The following is a 15,138-nucleotide window of genomic DNA, read 5'->3' as shown; positions in this document are numbered from 1 at the left end:
TGCGCTCAACCGCCATTCTGCGACGCGCGTTCGAACGCGTCGAGGATCGGCTTGAGCGCCGTGCGCTTCAACTTCAGCGCAGCCTGGTTCACGACGAGGCGCGACGAGATCGCCATGATCTCCTCGACCTCGACCAGATTGTTCGCCTTCAGCGTGCCGCCCGAGCTGACGAGGTCGACGATCGCGTCGGCCAGCCCGACCAGCGGCGCCAGCTCCATCGAGCCGTACAGCTTGATCAGGTCGACGTGCACGCCCTTCGCGGCAAAGTGCTCGCGTGCGGTTTCGACGTACTTCGTCGCGACGCGCAGGCGCGCGCCTTGGCGCACGGCGCTCGCATAGTCGAAACCGGCCGACACGGCCACCGACATCCGGCAGCGCGCAATGTTCAGATCGATCGGCTGGTACAGGCCCGAGCCGCCGTGCTCGACCAGCACGTCCTTGCCGGCCACGCCGAAGTCGGCCGCGCCGTATTCGACATAGGTCGGCACGTCGCTCGCGCGCACGATGATCACGCGCAGGTCGGGGTTCGTCGTCGGCAGGATCAGCTTGCGCGACGTTTCCGGATCCTCGGTCACCTGCACGCCGGCCGCGGCCAGCAGCGGCAGGGTTTCCTCGAAAATCCGGCCCTTCGACAGGGCAAGGGTCAGCGGCGCGGTCATGCTTGGCTCCCGGAAAGGCGGCGCACGTTCGCGCCGACGGCGGTCAGTTTGGCTTCCATGCGGTCGTAGCCGCGGTCCAGGTGATAGATGCGGTCGACCAGCGTTTCGCCGTCGGCACGCAGCCCGGCGATCACGAGGCTCGCCGACGCGCGCAGGTCGGTCGCCATCACGTTCGCGCCCGACAGCTTCTCGACCCCCGTCACGAGCGCGGTGTTGCCGTCGATCGTGATGTTCGCGCCGAGCCGGTTCAGCTCCTGCACGTGCATGAAACGGTTCTCGAAAATGGTTTCGACGACTTGCGCGGTGCCCGTCGCGACCGTATTGAGGGCCATGAACTGCGCCTGCATGTCGGTCGGGAACGCCGGGTATTCCGACGTGCGGATCGTCACCGCCGACGGGCGGCGGTCCATCTTCACGCGCAGCCAGCTGTCGCCTTCCTCGATCGACACGCCGGCTTCGCGCAGCTTGTCGATCACCGCGTCGAGGATGTGCGGGCGCACGCCCGTCAGCATCACGTCGCCGCCGGCCGCCGCGACCGCGCACAGGAACGTGCCGGCCTCGATGCGGTCGGGGATCACCGAATGGCGCGCGCCGTGCAGCCGCTCGACGCCCTGGATCACGAGGCGATCGGTGCCGATGCCGTCGATTTTCGCGCCCATCGCGACCAGCAAGTGTGCGAGATCGCTCACTTCCGGCTCGCGCGCGGCGTTTTCGATCACCGTCTCGCCGTCGGCGAGCGTCGCGGCCATCAGCAGGTTTTCCGTGCCCGTCACCGTGATCATGTCGGTCACGATGCGCGCGCCCTTCAGGCGCTTCGCGCGGGCTTCGATGAAGCCGTGCTCGATGCTGATCTCGGCGCCCATCGCCTGCAGGCCCTTGATGTGCTGGTCGACCGGACGCGCGCCGATCGCGCAGCCGCCCGGCAGCGACACCTTCGCCTCGCCGAAGCGCGCGAGCAGCGGCCCGAGCACGAGGATCGACGCACGCATCGTCTTCACGAGCTCGTACGGCGCGACGAGGTTGTCGACGCGCGACGCGTCGAGCTGCACGCGGCAGCCGTCCGTCTCGCTCTTCACGCCCATCTGGTTCAGCACCTTCAGCGTGGTCCGCACGTCCTTGAGATTCGGCACGTTGTCGAGATCGACCGGGTCACCGGTGAGCAGCCCCGCGCACAGGATCGGCAGCGCGGCATTCTTCGCGCCCGACACGACGATCTCGCCCGACAGGCGGTGGCCGCCTTCGATCACGAGCTTGTCCATCCCATGGCCATGCGCTTCCCCGTTGGCGGCCGGGTGTGCCGTGGCGACGCTCTGGACGGCGTCGCGCTCGTTGACGGTGACTTGCACTCAGTGATTTCCGTTTATGCGTTCTGCCATTCGGCGGGCGTCAGCGTCTTCATGCTGAGCGCGTGAATTTCCTGTTTCATGCGATCGCCGAGCGCCGCATAGACGAGCTGGTGCCGCTGGATGGGCCGCTTGCCTTCGAAGGCCGCCGACACGATCGTCGCGAAGAAATGCTGGCCGTCGCCTTCGACTTCCAGATGCGTGCAGGCGAGACCGCCGGCGATGTATTGCTTGACCTGTTCGGGAGTCGGCAACATGGTGTAAGGCTCCTGTCGGCGCGCGCCGCCCGGATGGCGGCCGCTGCCGTCGATATCAATGACGCAGTTTGTAGCCGGTCGCGAGCAGCCGCATCGCGATCAGCGCGAGCAGCACGAAGAAACCGGTGACGATCGCGAGGCTCGCGAACGGGTTGATGTCGGACGCGCCGAAGAACCCGAAACGGAAGCCGTCGATCATGTAGAAAAACGGGTTGAGACGCGAGATCTCGCGCCACACGGGCGGCAGCGAGTGCGTCGAATAGAACACGCCGGACAGGAACGTCAGCGGCATGATCAGGAAGTTCTGGAACGCGGCGAGCTGGTCGAACTTCTCGGCCCAGATCCCGGCGATCAGGCCGAGCGTGCCGAGGATCGCCGAGCCGAGCAACGCGAACGCAATGATGAACAGCGGCGCCGCGAAATGCATCGGGATAAACCAGATCGTCACGACGAACACGCCCGCGCCGACCGCGAGGCCGCGCACCACGGACGCGAGCACGTACGCGCCGAAGATGTCGCGGTACGACAGCGGCGGCAGCAGCATGAACACGAGGTTGCCGGTGATCTTCGACTGGATCAGCGACGACGAGCTGTTCGCGAACGCGTTCTGCAGCACGCTCATCATCACGAGGCCCGGCACGAGAAAGCTCACGTACTCGACGCCCGGATACACCTCGACGCGGCCCGACAGCGCGTGGCCGAAGATCGTCAGATACAGCAGCGCCGTGACGATCGGTGCGCACACCGTCTGGAACGACACCTTCCAGAAACGCAGCAGTTCCTTGTAGAACAGCGTTTGAAACCCGCTTCCCGACACTCGCCGGGCCGCCCCAAGAGTGGCGGGCGCCCCCTCGGGGGGCAGCGAACGCAGTTCGCGTGGGGGTTGTTGATTCATGCCAATCCCTCGATGACGTCTGCTCCGTTCATCACCTGGACGAACACATCTTCGAGGTCGGCCTTGCGGACCTCGATCTCGTCGAACGTGCAGCCCGCCGCGCGGCATTGCGCGAGGATACGCTCGACATCGTCGTAGCTCGTCAGGCGCAGCAGATGCTCGCCCGGCGCGCGGGCGGCCGGATCGGACTCCAGCCCGCGCAGCTCGGACGGCAATGCGCCGGTCGCGAGGCGCAGGTACAGCTGCAGCCCCGCGAAGCGGCGCAGCAGCGCGTCGGTGCGGTCGAGCGCAACCACTTCGCCACGGCGCAGCATCGCGATGCGGTCGCACAGCGACTCGGCTTCCTCGAGGTAATGGGTGGTCAGCACGATCGTGTGGCCCTCGCGATTCAGCCGCGAGATGAATTTCCACAACGTCTGGCGCAGTTCGACGTCGACGCCGGCGGTCGGTTCGTCGAGCACGATCACCGGCGGCCGGTGCACGAGCGCCTGCGCGACCAGCACGCGGCGCTTCATGCCACCCGACAGCGCGCGCATGTTCGCGTCGGCCTTCTCGGTGAGGTCGAGATTGGCCATCACTTCGTCGATCCAGTCGTCGTTGCGGCGTAGCCCGAAATAGCCGGACTGGATCCGCAGCGTCTCGCGGACGGTGAAGAACGGATCGAACACGAGTTCCTGCGGCACGACGCCGAGTGCGCGGCGCGCGCCACGGAAGTCCTTGACGACGTCGTGACCACGCACCGAGATACTGCCTTCGTCGGCCCGGGCGAGCCCGGCGAGGATACTGATGAGCGTGGTTTTGCCTGCGCCGTTGGGGCCGAGCAGACCGAAAAACTCGCCTTCCTCGACCGACAGGCTGACGCCCTTGAGCGCCTGAAGCGACTTGTAGCGCTTCTTGACGTGACGGATTTCTATGGCTGACATGACTGTGCGCGACGCCAGGGCCGCGACGCCTATTCTGTGCTTGCTGCGTATGAAAATGGGGGCCGGACGCCGATTGGCTGCCCCGCAAAACGCTTGATTATAGGGCAAACCGGCTGGGGGAGCCGGTGCCGGAGGCACGCGGCCTGAAGCTTGCGCGCGCCGGGCGGCGCGGCAGGCTCCGGTCGGACAGGGTCAATGTCGCCCGGTGCCGTCGATGAGCGCGTCGACGCCGTACGCGCGCGCGAGGCTGGCGAGCTTCGGGGGGAGATTGTGGATGTCGAGGGTCGCGCCGCGCGCTTTGGCGGCACGTTGCCATGCGAGCAGCACGGCGAGCGCGGACGAATCGAACTGCGTCAGCGCCGCGCAATCGACGGCGGTCGCGCCCGCGCCGATGCGCGCAAGACCGTCCGCGAGCGCAGACTTCGCGCTCGCGACGGTCAGCGAGGAGCCGGCTTCAAAGCCGCTCACGACGCTTGCTTGCCGGCGGCAAGTTGCTGGTTGCGCTGCGTGAGGAACTGGATCAGGCCTTCCACGCCGCTTTGCTGGATCTTCTCGTTGAACTGCTGCTGGTACGTCTGGATCAGCCACGCGCCGAGCACGTTCAGGTCATACACCTTCCAGCCGTTCGCCGTCTTGTACAGGCGGTAATCGATCTGGACCGGCTGGCCGTTGTTCATCGCGACCGTCTTGACCACGACATCGGTATCGGCCGGATCGGCACGGAACGGCGGGTACTGGATCTGCTGGTCCGGCTTCAGCTGCGCCAGCGCGCCCGAGTACGTACGGATCAGCAGCAGCTTGAACTGCTCCTGAACCTGTTGCTGCTGCTCGGCCGTCGCGGTGCGCCAGTTGCGGCCCATCGCGAGCTGCGTGGTGCGGCGGAAATCGGTGTACGGCAGGATGTCCTTGTTGACGATCGTGATGATGCGGTTGGTGTCGCCCTGCTTGATCGTCTGCTGCTTGACTTCGTCGAGCACCTGCTGCGTCGCCGTCTTGATCAGCGCCTGCGGGTTCGACTGGTCGACTTGCGCGTGGGCTGCGCTACCGAACGAGAACAGCGCCGCGAAAACGGGGATCAGGAACAGTTTTTTCATCATAGTGGCCTGCATGAATGAGTCGATGCGAAGGTTGGAGCAGGTAGCTTACGCGCAAGTTCGCATACGCTACCGACTGAATCGTTTCCGGCTGTAACGAATGTAAATCCGTCAGTGCAGCCGGATGCTCGGGAACCGGAACCCGCCCGGCGACGGCGGCGCCACCTGCATCGCCGGCACGTTCGTCTCGCTGGCCGGGTTCGGCGATTCGGCCGTGCCCGAAGCCGGCGCGGCCACCGCCGCGCCCGATGCGCCCGCCGGCGCCGTTGCACCGCCCACCGCCGCTGCGCCCGCCGCACCGGCCGCGCCGGCTGCCGCCGGTGCCGCGCCGTCTTCCGGCAGGTCGTACTTCGGCAGCGCATCGTTGCTCGACGTCGCGGCCGCCTCGCCGCGCGCGTTGCTGATCAGCATCTGGCGGCGTTGCAGGTACGCGTTACGGACGAACGAATACTTGTCGAGCGCCGCGGCATCCAGCACGTCGCCCGCGCCGAGCAGGTTCGAACGCGTGTTGACGAGATTGACGCCGAACAGGCCCCAGCTCAGGCCATCCGGCTTCACGTACGTGAGCGGGTTGCCGACGTAGTCGACGCCGAGGCCGGCCGTGTCGCGCAGCGTGCTCGGGCCGAGCAGCGGCAGCACGAGATACGGGCCCGACGGCATGCCGTAGCGGCCCATCGTGATCCCGAAGTCGGCCGTGTGCTTCGGCAGCTTCGCGATCGTCGCGACGTCGAACAGGCCGCCGACGCCGAACACCGTGTTGATCACGACGCGCATGATGTCGCCGACGCCGTCGGCAATGCGCAGCTGCACGATGTTGTTCGCCGCGATGTAGACGTCGCCGATGTTCGAGAAGAAGTTTGTCACGCTGTCGCGCACCGGCTGCGGCACCACGTACTGGTAGCCCTTCGCGACCGGCTTCAGCGCATACGTGTCGACCGTGTCGTTGAACTTGTACATCGACCGGTTGAAGCCTTCGAGCGGATCGCCCTTGGTCGGCGTCTGCACGGTCGCGCAGCCGCTCAACGCGGCGACTGCCGCTACCGCCAGCGCGGCCTGCCTGATGCGGATCGTCTGCATGGTCATTCCCTCTTGTTTTCTCTCGTGTGGTTATTGGCCGGCCGAACCGGACACCGCCGACGCCGGCACCGCCACCGGTGCGGGCGCGGCGGCCGAGGCACCGGCTGCCGGCTTCGCCCCGCCCGCATCGGCGGCCTTGCTGTACAGGAACTGGCCGATCAGGTTCTCGAGCACGATCGCCGATTGCGTCATCGTGATCGTATCGCCCGACTTCAGCATTTCGGTGTCACCGCCCGGATCCAGGCCGATATATTGCTCGCCGAGCAGGCCCGACGTCAGGATCTTCGCCGACGAATCCTTCGGGAACTGATACTGGCCGTCGACATCGATCGTGACAAGCGCCTGGTACGTATTCGTGTCGAAGCCGATCGACTTCACGCGGCCGACCACGACGCCCGCGCTCTTCACGGCCGCGCGCGGCTTCAGCCCGCCGATATTGTCGAATTTCATCCTCACCGAATAGGTCGGCTGAAACGACAGCGAGCTCATGTTGCCGACCTTGAGCGCCAGGAACAGCACCGCAAGGAAGCCCACCACCACGAACAGGCCGACCCAGAAGTCGAGAGCAGTCTTTTTCATCGTCATCCCAAAATTTGGCTTGGCTGAGGCTTAGCTGAACATCAGCGCGGTCAGCAGGAAATCGAGGCCGAGTACGGCGAGCGACGCGAACACGACCGTCTTGGTGGTCGCGCGCGACACGCCTTCGGGCGTGGGCTTCGCTTCATACCCTTGATAAAGCGCAATGAAGGTCACGGCGAACCCGAACACGATGCTCTTGATCACGCCGTTGCCGACGTCGGCCCAGACCTGCACGCCGCCCTGCATCTGCGACCAGAACGCGCCCGGATCGACGCCGATCAGCACGACGCCGACGAAGTAACCGCCGAGCACGCCGACCGCGTTGAAGATCGCCGCCAGCAGCGGCATCGCGATGATGCCCGCCCACATGCGCGGCGCGATCACGTTCTTGATCGGGTCCACCGCCATCATCTCGAGCGCGGTGAGCTGTTCGCCGGCTTTCATCAGACCGATCTCGGCCGTGAGCGACGTGCCCGCACGTCCCGCGAACAGCAGCGCGGTGACGACCGGCCCGAGCTCACGCACGAGCGACAGCGCGACCAGCAGACCGAGCGCCTGCTCGGAGCCGTAGCGGTTCAGCGTGTAATAGCCCTGCAGGCCGAGCACGAAGCCGACGAACAGCCCCGACACGGCAATGATCACGAACGAATAGTTGCCGAGGAAGTGGATCTGCTTCGTGACCAGCCGCGGCCGGCGCAGCAGCGGGAAGAATTCCAGCACGAGGCGCACGAACAGCCGCGTGCCGTAGCCCGCGCGTTCGAGACCGCCGATGACGTAACGTCCGATCGCGCTGATCATGCGCGCCCTCCGCCGAGGCCGAAATCCGCTGCGAGCGGCGGGCTCGTGTAATGAAATTTGAACGGGCCGTCCGGCGCGCCGTCGATGAACTGCCGCACGCTCGGATCGGTCGACGCGCGCAGCTCGTCGGGCGTGCCCTGCGCGAGCACGCCGCCGTTGGCCAGGAAATACACGTAGTCGGCGATCGCGAACGATTCCGGCACGTCGTGCGTGACGAGGATCGACGTGGCGCCCAGCGCCTGGTTCAGCGTGCGGATCAGGTTCGCGGTGATGCCGAGCGAGATCGGATCGAGGCCCGCGAACGGCTCGTCGTACATGATGAGCTGCGGATCGAGCGCGATCGCGCGTGCCAGTGCGATGCGGCGCGCCATCCCGCCCGACACCTCGGACGGCATCAGGTCACGCGCGCCGCGCAGCCCGACCGCGTTGAGCTTCATCAGCACGAGGTCGCGGATCAGGTCTTCGGGCAGGTCGGTGTGCTCGCGCAGCGCGAACGCGACGTTCTCGAACACCGACATGTCGGTGAACAGCGCGCCGAACTGGAACAGCATGCCCATCTTGCGGCGCAGCGCGTACAGGCCGTCGCGCGTTTGCGCGCCGACATCGGCGCCGTCGAACAGCACCTGGCCGCGGCGCGCGCGCACAAGGCCGCCGATCAGGCGCAGCACGGTCGTCTTGCCGCAACCCGACCCGCCCATGACCGCAACCACCTGCCCACGCCCGAAGCGCAGGTTCAGGTTGGACAGGACGAGGCGGTCGCCGTAGCCAAAGTCGACGTCGCGAAGTTCCAGCAGTGTCTCGGTAGGAGTGGGGCTCACGGAGCTGACAGTCCTTTTACGCAGAACGCCGAATTATAGGGCCTGCATTGGAATGATGTCGTGAAGCCGTTCCGGGCCCTGCGGTCAACGATTGTCAAATTGTCCGGGAAAGCATTGCTGCAATGCAGCAATGGCGGCCCGATAGTCGGTCGCACCCGTCACCGCACTGACGACCGCGACACTGCCGACGCCCGTTGCCAGCACGCCCGGCAGCGCGTCGAGCCCCACCCCGCCGATCGCGACGAGCGGCGCCTGGGTGCCCGCGAAGCGCGCATAGCGGGTGATCCGCGCGAGGCCCTGTGGCGGCGCAACAACGGCCTTGGTCGCGGTCGCGTACACGGGGCCGAGCGCGAGATAGCTCGGGTGCTCGTGCAATGCCCGCAACATTTCGTAATAACCGTGGCTCGAAAGTCCGAGCCGCAGGCCCGCGCGCGCGATCGCGGCCAGATCGGCCGTCTCGAGGTCCTCCTGGCCCAGATGAACGCCGTACGCCCCCTCTTCTGCAGCGATCTGCCAGTGATCGTTGATGAACACGCGCGCATCGGAATAGCGGCGCCCGGCCGCGACCGCGCGGGCGATTTCCCGCCGCAAGGTGTCCGGCGTCGCGCCTTTCACACGCAGTTGCACGGTTCGCACGCCGCAATCGAGCACACGCTCGACCCATTCGGCGTCCGGCACGACCGGATACAGGCCGAGTTGCGCGGGACACGGCGCGAACGCGGGTTCGGGCGCGGCCGGCAGCCCGGCGATCCGCGGAAACCGCGCGGCGTCGACCGGCCACGCATCGGCGGCGCGGGTTTCATCGCCGTCGCGCCAGGCCAGCGCCAGCACCAGCGCGTCGATCGACGCAAAGCCGCAATCGAGGAACGCCGCGAGCGCGGCGATCCAGTCGTCCCCGAGCGGATGCGCGGCGTCGAGCGCGTAACGCGCGCCCGCCGTGTGAAACACGGCGCCCTGCTCGTCGAATTCGATCGCGACGGCGCCCGGCGCCGCGGGCCGCGACGCGGCCGACACGCGCGCCTGCGCGGCGCGGTCGCCAGCCGAGACGATCAGCACGTCGCCATCGGCCGGCACATCGGGCACCGCGACGCAGAGCCGCCACGGCGCCGCCCCGCGCGGCCAGTCGCCGAGCCGCGCGCGAATCCGTTCGGCCGCTTCGGCCAGTTCGTCGGCCGGCGGCCAGAATGCATCGGCGAAACGCGCGCTCATGCGCCGCCTCCGTCCTGGTGCCAGAACGGCATCCCGACGACCGGCGTGCTCGCATGGGCGGTCTCGCGCGCATCCATCGGCCCGGCAAGATAGGCGGCACGGCCGGCCTCGACGCCCTGCGCAAACGCGCGCGCCATGATCTCGGGATGCGTGGCCTGCGACACGGCCGTGTTCAGCAACACGCCGTCGAAGCCCCACTCCATCACCTGGCACGCATGCGACGGCACGCCGAGCCCCGCGTCGACGATCAGCGGCACGTCCGGCAGCCGCTCGCGCAGCACGCGCAGGCCGTACGGGTTCACGACGCCCTTGCCCGTGCCGATCGGCGCGCCCCACGGCATCAGCGCCTCGCAGCCGACGTCGAGCAGGCGCCGGCCGATCACCAGATCCTCGGTGCAGTACGGCAGCACCTTGAAACCGTCCTTGACCAGTTGCGCGGCCGCTTCGATCAGGCCGACCGGGTCGGGCTGCAGCGTGTAGTCGTCGCCGATCAGTTCGAGCTTGATCCAGTCGGTGTCGAAGACCTCGCGCGCCATGTGCGCGGTCGTCACGGCTTCGGCGACGGTCTGGCAGCCGGCCGTGTTCGGCAGCAGCGGCACCGCGTGGCGCTTGAGCAGGTCGAAGAAGCCGGCTTCGGCCGTGCCGCCGGTCATCTGGCGGCGCAGCGCGACCGTCACCATCCCGGGACGCGACGCGGCGATCGAATCGGACAGCGACTGCAGCGACGGATAGCGCGACGTGCCGAGCAACACGCGGCTTGCGAAGGTTTCGCCGTACAGCGTCAACGCGTCGGCGGAGGTGAGGGACGTCATGTCGTTTTCCTGAAAGAGCGGGGACGAAGCGTGAACAACGCGGCGGCGCTCAGCCGCCCGCGACCGGGTGCACGACGTCGAGCTTGTCGCCCGCCGCGAGTGCGCGCGCCGCGTGCTGCGTGCGCGCGACGAAGTTGCCGTTCAGCGCGACCGCGTACGGCGGACGCGCGCCGTACGCGGCGAGCGCGTCGGCCACCGTTGCGCCGTCGGGCAACGTCAGGTTCTGTTGGTTGATCTGGATGTCCATGGGGCTTCGTCGAATTCGGTCGGCAGCGCGCGTCAGGCCGGCTGGCGCGCGTCGTTGCAGTGATGAAGGAGCGTCGGCCAGCGCTCGGCGCCGCGCCACGCGGCGAACGCATCGGCATCGCCGAACGCGCCGCCGAGCGCGGCTTCGGCAACCGCGACCGCCGCGTGCGCGACTTCCGGCGCGATCATGAAGCCGTGCCGGTACAGGCCGTTGACGGCGAGCGTCGACGCGCCGTCCCAGATCACCGCCGGGCGATGATCGGGCAGCGTCGGCCGGCACTGCGCATTGAGTTCGAGGATGCGCGCCTCGCCAAACGCCGGATGCACGGAGAACGCCGCGCTCAGCAGTTCGAGCGCGGAGCGCACGCTGACGGGCGACATGTCCTCGCCCTCCACCTCGGTCGCGCCGATCACATAGAGATCGTCCTGCTTCGGCGCGATGTACAGCGGGTAGCGCGGATGCAGCAGCCGCACGGGCCGGGTGAGCCCGATGCCGGGCGCACGCACGCGCGCGACTTCGCCACGGATGCCGCGCAACGCGGGCAGCGCGGATTTCGCGCCGAGCCCGCGACAATCGATCGTGAAATGCGCGGCGGGCAGGTTCGCATCGTCGATCGTGACGTGCCAGTGCAGGTCGACGCCGCGCTCGACGAGGCCGGCCGCGAGCGCGCGCAGCGCCTGGCGATTGTCGAGCTGGCCTTCGTTCGGCAACAGCAGGCCGCGCGCGAAGCGGCCCGCGAGCACGGGCTCGGCCGCGTCGACCTGCGCGCCGGCGAGCGTCACGAAACCGCGGTCGAACAGGTCGGCCGGCGCGTTCGCGCGCACGCGCCGCTCGAACAGCGGCGCCTCGGCGCGATCGGCGTGGTGCCAGACGACGAGCGTGCCGTGCTGCTGGAAGAAGACGGGTTCGGGCAGTTCCGCGAGCCACTGCGGCCAGCGCGCGAGCGACGCGGCGCCCAGCTCGGTGATCAGCAGCTCCGCGCTCGCCGCTTCCGCGAGCGGCGCGAGCATCGCGGCCGCGATCCATGCGGCCGACTGCTCGCCGTCCGGGCCGCCGCGCTCGTAAAGCGCGACGCGATGCCCGTCGCCCGCGAGCCGCCAGGCGATCAGGCGGCCGACGAGGCCGCCGCCGAGCACCGCGAAATCGGGTCGGGAATCCCGGGCGTTCATCGCGCGCCCTCCGCGCGAGCACGCACGACGAGCGTCGACGCGCACGCGCCGCCGCATGCGGACGCACGCGGCATCGGGCCGGGAACCATGCAAAAGACTGAAGATTGTGCGGTCATCATTCCTTCCGTAACGCGCAAGGCGCGTACCCAAAAGGACGAAACCGGCAGCAAAGGCCGGCCGGGCGGGACAAGGGCGCTGACCATGTGGGATGGCAGCCAGCGCGACCCGGCGGGATCAGAAACTTCCCTCGCCGGTATTACCCGGATCGGGTGCGAAGGGTCTTTCTCAGCCTCATCGCGCTGCCCGGAACATCTGCCGGCCGCGCCACGAAGCACCCCTGTTTCGTCGTCGGCCATTAGACCATAAAAGCGGAAAGCGCCGCAAACTGTCCCCCTTGCGGCAAATTCGCCGACGTGCCGCGCCGCTCTGGCACAATGCCCGCAGGCCGGCCGCGCGAGCGGCCGGTTGCCGCGTCACCGCCGGCCTTAAGTGCCGTTTAAGACGCGCGGGCGACCATCCGGACGCCCGCCGTCAGTCGGCGCCGCGTCCCGGCATGCCGTATCGCGGCGCGCGCCCGGCTTCGCCCGGCCCGCGCGCCGGCTACTCATCAGGAAGCACATGACCCAATCGATCGATCCCGTCCGCTCCGCCTCCGACGCGCCGCAGGACGAGCGCCCGGTATCCGCATGGAGCCTCATCAAGCCCTACTGGGTATCGTCCGAATGGAAAATCGCGTGGGGCCTGCTGGTCACGATCATCGCGATCAACCTCTGCGTGGTCTGGATCAACGTCCGGCTGAACAAGTGGAACGCGGAGTTCTACAACGCGCTGCAGTCGAAGGACGTCCACGACTTCCCGAACCTGCTGATGCAGTTCTCCGCGCTCGCGTTCGCCTTCATCATCCTCGCCGTGTACGGCCGCTACCTGCGGCAGATGCTCGGCTTCCGCTGGCGCCAGTGGCTCACCGACCGCTTTCTCGGCCAGTGGCTCGGCGATCGCGCGTTCTACCGGATCGAGCGTGACCGCCTCGCCGACAACCCAGACCAGCGGATCACCGACGACCTCCAGTCGTTCGCGACGACCACGCTCGCGCTGTCGCTCGACCTGCTGTCGACGGTCGTCACGCTCGTGTCGTTCATCACGATCCTGTGGTCGCTCGCCGGCGCGCTGACGATTTCGCTCGGCGCGACGCCGATCGCGATTCCCGGCTACATGGTGTGGGCGGCCGCGCTGTACGCGGTGGTCGGCTCGCTGATCATCCAGAAGGTCGGCCATCCGCTCGTGTCGATCAACTACCAGCAGCAGCGCGTCGAGGCCGACTTCCGCTTCGGGCTGATCCGCGTGCGCGAGAACGCCGAGCAGATCGCGTTCTACGACGGCGAGAAGACCGAGACCGGCAACGCGCAAAACCTCTTCATGCGCATCCGCGACAACTGGTGGCGCGTGATGAAGTACACGAAGCGGCTCACGTTCGTGCTGAGCTTCTACGGGCAGATCGCGATCATCTTCCCGCTCGTCGTCGCCGCGCCGCGCTATTTCGCGGGTGCGTTCTCGTTCGGCGTGCTGATGCAGATCTCGTCCGCGTTCGGCACCGTCAGCGATTCGTTCTCGTGGTTCATCAACAGTTATTCGACCCTCGTCGAATGGCGCGCCACCGTCAACCGTCTGCGCGAATTCAAGCGCGTGATGAGCACGTCGCACCTGAAGGAAAGCCTGTCGCCCGCGACCGAGCACGGCGGCATCAACCTGCATTACGTCGACGGCGCGAAACTGTCGACGTCGTCGCTCAAGCTCGCGCTGCCGAACGGCAATGCGCTCGCGAACATCGGCAGCGTCACGATCGAGCCCGGCTCGCGCTGGCTCGTGATCGGCAAGTCGGGTTCCGGCAAGAGCACGTTCATGCGCGCGCTCGCGGGCCTGTGGCCGTTCGGCGACGGCGCGATCGATGCGCCGGTCGGCGCGCGGATGATGTTCGTGCCGCAGACGAGCTATCTGCCGATCGGCACGCTGAAGGCCGCGCTCACCTATCCGGCGACGGCCGACGCGTTCAGCGACGAAGCCTGCCGCGACGCGCTGCGCGCATGCCGCCTCGAGGATTACGTCGACCGCCTCGACGAGACCGCGCACTGGACCCGCGTGCTGTCGCCGGGCGAACAGCAGCGCCTGGCCGGCGCGCGCGTGCTGCTGCACAAGCCCGACTTCCTGTTCCTCGACGAAGCGACCAGCGCGCTCGACGCCGACAACGAAGCGCGCCTGTACCACCTGTTCGCCGAACGGCTGCCGAAGGCCGCGATCGTCAGCATCGCGCACCGCGAATCGCTGGCCGCGTTCCACGTCGGCACGATCAACGTCGAGCGCGTGAACGACAGCGACAAGGTCGCGGCTTGAGCGCACGCGCCGCGCACACCGCACGGATCGCGCTGATCACCGGCGCGGGTTCCGGGATCGGCGCGGCGCTCGCGCGGCGGCTTGCGGCACCCGGTATCGCGCTGGCGCTGCACGCGCGCGGCGCGGACGAAGCGGCGCGCGCCCGGCTCACCGAAGTTGCTCGCTCATGCACGGCGGCCGGCGCGGCGTGCGTCACGCTTACCGGCGATCTCGGTGAGCCGGGCGTCGCCGCGTCGCTCGTCGAGGCGACCGCCACGCACTTCGGCGGGCTCGATCATCTCGTCGCCAATGCCGGCTTCGCCGCGCGGCAATCCTTTTCCGGTCTTTCCGCGGATGCGCTCGCGTCGGCCTTCGCGGCGATGCCCGGCGCGTTCTCCGCGCTCGCGGGCCGCGCGCGGCCGCTGCTCGAAGCGTCGGTTGCGCCGCGGATCGTCGCGGTCAGCTCGTTCGTCGCGCACCGCTACCGCGCCGACGCGCCGTTCGCGGCCACCGCCGCGGCGAAGGCCGCGCTCGAATCGCTCGTGCGCTCCGCCGCCGCCGAATTCGCCGCCCGCGGCATCACCGTCAACGCGGTCGCGCCCGGCTTCACGCGCAAGGACCACGGGCCGAGCGCCGGCAATGCCGCCGCATGGGCGCAGGCCGAACAGGCGACACCGCTCGGCCGGATCGCCGAACCCGACGATGTGGCCGCGCTGATCGCGTTCCTGCTGTCGGACGCCGCGCGGCAGATCACCGGGCAGGTCGTGCATGTCGACGGTGGCCTGACGCTCTGAAGCACGTGCCTGCGCGCCGTGCCGGCGCGTGGACCGTCGCCGTTGCCCGGGCATGCCTGTCGCCCAGGCGCGATCGGATCGGCCATCACGCGTTCCC

The 15,138-nt window shown here is 68.1% G+C and carries 17 protein-coding genes and 1 riboswitch; of the genes, 2 read left to right on the top strand and 15 right to left on the bottom strand.

Annotated elements, in window-relative coordinates; genetic code table 11:
* Window positions 1-5 precede the first annotated feature (5 nt).
* The 15 genes from hisG to CFB40_RS01845 all read right to left on the bottom strand — a co-directional run bounded on the left by hisG (window position 6) and on the right by CFB40_RS01845 (window position 11,880).
* Window positions 6-659, bottom strand: coding sequence for an ATP phosphoribosyltransferase (gene hisG, locus CFB40_RS01915; RefSeq protein ID WP_011350725.1), 654 nt, complete (start codon window positions 657-659; stop codon window positions 6-8).
* Complete coding sequence (gene murA, locus CFB40_RS01910; protein WP_069246963.1) at window positions 656-2,005, bottom strand: UDP-N-acetylglucosamine 1-carboxyvinyltransferase; 1,350 nt, start codon at window positions 2,003-2,005, stop codon at window positions 656-658. Before murA ends, hisG begins: the two co-directional genes overlap by 4 nt.
* A gap of 14 nt (window positions 2,006-2,019) precedes the next feature.
* The gene (locus CFB40_RS01905) at window positions 2,020-2,259 is read right to left on the bottom strand and encodes a BolA family protein (protein WP_006477131.1); all 240 of its coding nucleotides are present in this window, start codon (window positions 2,257-2,259) and stop codon (window positions 2,020-2,022) included.
* A 55-nt stretch (window positions 2,260-2,314) separates the two neighbouring features.
* Window positions 2,315-3,154 carry an ABC transporter permease gene (locus CFB40_RS01900; RefSeq protein ID WP_226207856.1) on the bottom strand — a complete coding sequence of 280 codons (840 nt, stop codon included), beginning with the start codon at window positions 3,152-3,154 and terminating at the stop codon, window positions 2,315-2,317.
* The gene (locus CFB40_RS01895) at window positions 3,151-4,077 is read right to left on the bottom strand and encodes an ABC transporter ATP-binding protein (protein WP_011350722.1); all 927 of its coding nucleotides are present in this window, start codon (window positions 4,075-4,077) and stop codon (window positions 3,151-3,153) included. The genes CFB40_RS01900 and CFB40_RS01895 overlap by 4 nt, the downstream gene beginning before the upstream one ends.
* 192 nt (window positions 4,078-4,269) lie before the next feature.
* Window positions 4,270-4,545: an STAS domain-containing protein gene (locus CFB40_RS01890; protein ID WP_089424333.1), complete on the bottom strand. Its 276-nt coding sequence runs from the start codon at window positions 4,543-4,545 to the stop codon at window positions 4,270-4,272.
* Complete coding sequence (locus CFB40_RS01885; RefSeq protein ID WP_050013177.1) at window positions 4,542-5,171, bottom strand: MlaC/ttg2D family ABC transporter substrate-binding protein; 630 nt, start codon at window positions 5,169-5,171, stop codon at window positions 4,542-4,544. Before CFB40_RS01885 ends, CFB40_RS01890 begins: the two co-directional genes overlap by 4 nt.
* 111 nt (window positions 5,172-5,282) lie before the next feature.
* Entirely contained in the window at window positions 5,283-6,248 is a 966-nt protein-coding gene (locus tag CFB40_RS01880; protein ID WP_046546273.1) for an MlaA family lipoprotein, read from the bottom strand.
* 30 nt (window positions 6,249-6,278) lie between these two features.
* Window positions 6,279-6,833: an outer membrane lipid asymmetry maintenance protein MlaD gene (gene mlaD / locus CFB40_RS01875; RefSeq protein WP_089424332.1), complete on the bottom strand. Its 555-nt coding sequence runs from the start codon at window positions 6,831-6,833 to the stop codon at window positions 6,279-6,281.
* 24 nt (window positions 6,834-6,857) lie between these two features.
* Window positions 6,858-7,625, bottom strand: coding sequence for a lipid asymmetry maintenance ABC transporter permease subunit MlaE (mlaE, locus tag CFB40_RS01870; protein WP_006486220.1), 768 nt, complete (start codon window positions 7,623-7,625; stop codon window positions 6,858-6,860).
* A complete protein-coding gene (locus CFB40_RS01865) occupies window positions 7,622-8,443 on the bottom strand; it encodes an ABC transporter ATP-binding protein (RefSeq protein ID WP_006477138.1) in 822 nt (273 codons plus the stop codon). The genes mlaE and CFB40_RS01865 overlap by 4 nt, the downstream gene beginning before the upstream one ends.
* Before the next feature lie 84 nt (window positions 8,444-8,527).
* Complete coding sequence (thiE, locus tag CFB40_RS01860; RefSeq protein ID WP_089424331.1) at window positions 8,528-9,652, bottom strand: thiamine phosphate synthase; 1,125 nt, start codon at window positions 9,650-9,652, stop codon at window positions 8,528-8,530.
* Entirely contained in the window at window positions 9,649-10,464 is an 816-nt protein-coding gene (locus CFB40_RS01855; RefSeq protein WP_039322226.1) for a thiazole synthase, read from the bottom strand. The genes thiE and CFB40_RS01855 overlap by 4 nt, the downstream gene beginning before the upstream one ends.
* Before the next feature lie 49 nt (window positions 10,465-10,513).
* Entirely contained in the window at window positions 10,514-10,711 is a 198-nt protein-coding gene (gene thiS / locus CFB40_RS01850) for a sulfur carrier protein ThiS (protein WP_011350713.1), read from the bottom strand.
* Window positions 10,712-10,743: 32 nt separating this feature from the next.
* Window positions 10,744-11,880 carry an FAD-dependent oxidoreductase gene (locus tag CFB40_RS01845; RefSeq protein ID WP_089430507.1) on the bottom strand — a complete coding sequence of 379 codons (1,137 nt, stop codon included), beginning with the start codon at window positions 11,878-11,880 and terminating at the stop codon, window positions 10,744-10,746.
* 225 nt (window positions 11,881-12,105) lie between these two features.
* Window positions 12,106-12,229: riboswitch (TPP riboswitch) on the bottom strand.
* A gap of 269 nt (window positions 12,230-12,498) precedes the next feature.
* Between CFB40_RS01845 and CFB40_RS01835 the strand changes: the two genes are divergently transcribed.
* Together CFB40_RS01835 and CFB40_RS01830 are read left to right on the top strand one after the other, a co-directional pair.
* Window positions 12,499-14,268: an ABC transporter ATP-binding protein/permease gene (locus CFB40_RS01835; protein WP_089424329.1), complete on the top strand. Its 1,770-nt coding sequence runs from the start codon at window positions 12,499-12,501 to the stop codon at window positions 14,266-14,268.
* Window positions 14,265-15,041 (top strand): SDR family NAD(P)-dependent oxidoreductase, encoded by a 777-nt coding sequence (locus tag CFB40_RS01830; protein ID WP_089430506.1) that lies wholly within the window; start codon window positions 14,265-14,267, stop codon window positions 15,039-15,041. The genes CFB40_RS01835 and CFB40_RS01830 overlap by 4 nt, the downstream gene beginning before the upstream one ends.
* Window positions 15,042-15,138 lie beyond the last annotated feature (97 nt).

Source organism: Burkholderia sp. AU31652 (genome assembly GCF_002223155.1).
In the GTDB taxonomy this organism is placed as follows: Bacteria; Pseudomonadota; Gammaproteobacteria; order Burkholderiales; family Burkholderiaceae; genus Burkholderia.
The sequence above is the reverse complement of the archived record's forward strand: the minus strand, read 5'-3'. Positions and strand labels throughout refer to the sequence as shown.